Consider the following 1684-nt stretch of genomic DNA (forward strand, 5'->3'; position numbering starts at 1 on the left):
CTGAGCCCGGATCCACCGGCTTGATGTCTGTGGATAGCTTCTCCGGAGACGAGGAAGTGCCTTGTGACCTGCGATGATGGGAGTTCTTCACGCTTCCAGCACGCACGATCAGCAAGGCACTTCCGAGATGCAATCTTCCCATGCCGCGGCGAGGGTCTCTGCACGGTTTGATGATCCGAATCTGGTCGGGTACGGCGGGCTGGCCCCGGTCGTGCGGCTGGCCGAGCGGTGCGGACTGCCCGCACTCGTCGGCGAGCACGTCCGGCTGCCGGCCTCGAAGGACGGCACTGGGGCCTTCCCCGCGGCGAAGCTGATGTCGTTGGTTGGCGGCATGGCCGCCGGGGCGGACAGCATCGATGACATGGACCGGCTGCGGCACGGTGGGCTGCCGCGACTGTTCAGCGGGGTGCGGGCGCCGTCCACGCTGGGCAGCTTCCTGCGTTCCTTCAGCCACGGACACGTGAAACAACTGCACGCGGTGGCCCGCCGGTTCCTGCCCGAACTGGCCGCGCACACCCCGCTGCTGCCCGGCGTCGGCCAGGTGGCCTACGTGGACATCGACGACACGATCCGCCGCACCTACGGCTACGCCAAGCAGGGCGCCGGCTACGGATACAGCAAGGTCAAGGGCCTGAACGCGCTAATTGGGATCGTCTCCACCCCGCTGGCCGCTCCGGTGATCGCCGCCACCCGCCTGCGCAAGGGACCGTCCAACTCCGCTCGGGGTGCGGCTGCGTTCGTCGCCGAATCGATCCGCACCGCGAGAGCGTGCGGCGCGAGCGGGCTGCTGGTCGTGCGGGCCGACTCCGCCTTCTACGGCGCCGATGTCGTGAACGCCTGCCGGGCCCTGGGCGTCCGGTTCTCGGTCACGGTACGGATGAACGCCTCCGTCAAGGCCGCGATCGCAGGCATCGACGAAACCACGTGGAAGGCGATCAAGTACCCCAAGGCGGTGTGGGACGAGGAGGGGCAATGCTGGATCTCGGACGCGGAGATAGCCGAGACCACCTACACCGCCTTCACCTCCAAGCCGAAGAAACAGCAGGTCACCGCCCGCCTGATCGTGCGCCGCGTCAAACGGCTCAACCCGGCGGCGCTGCCCGAGGGACAAGGGACGCTCTTCGACACCTGGCGCTACCACGCCGCGTTCACCGACTCTCCGCTCCCGCTGACGGACGCCGAAGGTGATCACAGGCAGCATGCTGTCGTGGAGCAGGTGATCGCGAACTTGAAGAACGGCCCGTTCGCCCACGCCCCCTCCGGGCACTTCCAGGCGAATGCCGCCTGGCTCGCGCTGGCCGCTCTCGCGCACAATCTGACCCGCGCCGCCGGCGCCCTGGCATCCGCCTTCCACGCCAAGGCCACCACCGCAACGATCCGCGACCACCTGATCAACGTGCCGGCCCGCATGGCCCGTTCGGCCCGGCGTCTCACCCTCCACCTGCCCGAACACTGGCCCTGGGCCAACGACTTCACCCAACTCTTCGACCTGGTGCACGGACCACCACCCACCGCCTGAGAAGCCCTAACCACCTCGCCCGCAAGGGCCCGCGACCGCCGAACAGTGGAAGAGCTGGACAGACCAGCGGAAACTCCCTGCCCGAACGGCCAGATCATCTCGGCCACCGCCAGCGGCAACCCCGAAACGATCACCCCGGAACCAAGCCGGTGGATTCGGGCTGAG

General features: G+C 68.2%; 1 protein-coding gene. It reads left to right on the forward strand.

Annotation, left to right across the window (positions count from 1 at the left end; translation table 11 throughout):
- Nucleotides 1–127: 127 nt before the first annotated feature.
- Nucleotides 128–1519: an IS1380 family transposase gene (locus tag ACWEK3_RS42355; RefSeq protein ID WP_453252270.1), complete on the forward strand. Its 1392-nt coding sequence runs from the start codon at nucleotides 128–130 to the stop codon at nucleotides 1517–1519.
- The last annotated feature ends 165 nt before the right edge of the window (nucleotides 1520–1684 follow it).

It is taken from the genome of Streptomyces sp. NPDC004721 (assembly GCF_053601495.1).